1 protein-coding gene is annotated in these 503 nt (G+C 73.4%); it reads left to right on the top strand.

The genetic code is table 11. The annotated features are described in order from the left end of the window. Nucleotides 1-503: AMP-binding enzyme (locus tag IE330_RS38595; RefSeq protein ID WP_190140830.1), on the top strand; the 503-nt coding region annotated here is incomplete at both ends.

Here is a 503-nt window from a genome sequence, read left to right as displayed (position 1 = left end):
GGCTTCCGGATCGAGCCGGGTGAGGTGGAGGCGGCGCTGACCGCGCACCCGGGTGTCGCGAAGGCCGCCGTGGTCACGCGGCAGCACCAGGGCAGCACCCAGTTGGTCGGCTACGTGGTGGCCGCCCACCTGTGGGAGAGCCAGCCGGGCACGGTGACCGACGTCGGCGACCTCGACGTGGACCTGACGGCGGCCGTCTCCTCGCGGGAGCTGCGCCGGTTCGTGGCCGGGCGGCTGCCGGAGTTCATGGTGCCCTCGGTGTTCGTGATGCTGGACAAGCTGCCGCTGGACCCCAACGGCAAGCTGGACCGCCGCGCCCTGCCCGAGCCGGAGTTCACCGGCAGCGCCTACCGGGCGCCGCGCAACCCGGTCGAGGAGGTCCTGGCCGGGGTCTACGCCGATGTCCTGGGCCTGGAGCGCGTCGGCATCGACGACGACTTCTTCGCCGTCGGCGGTGACTCGATCCGCTCCATCCAGGTGGTCGCCCGGGCGAGGGCGCAGGG

This window comes from Streptomyces longispororuber (assembly GCF_014656095.1).
In the GTDB taxonomy this organism is placed as follows: domain Bacteria; phylum Actinomycetota; class Actinomycetes; order Streptomycetales; family Streptomycetaceae; genus Streptomyces; species Streptomyces longispororuber.
The sequence above is the reverse complement of the archived record's forward strand: the minus strand, read 5'-3'. Positions and strand labels throughout refer to the sequence as shown.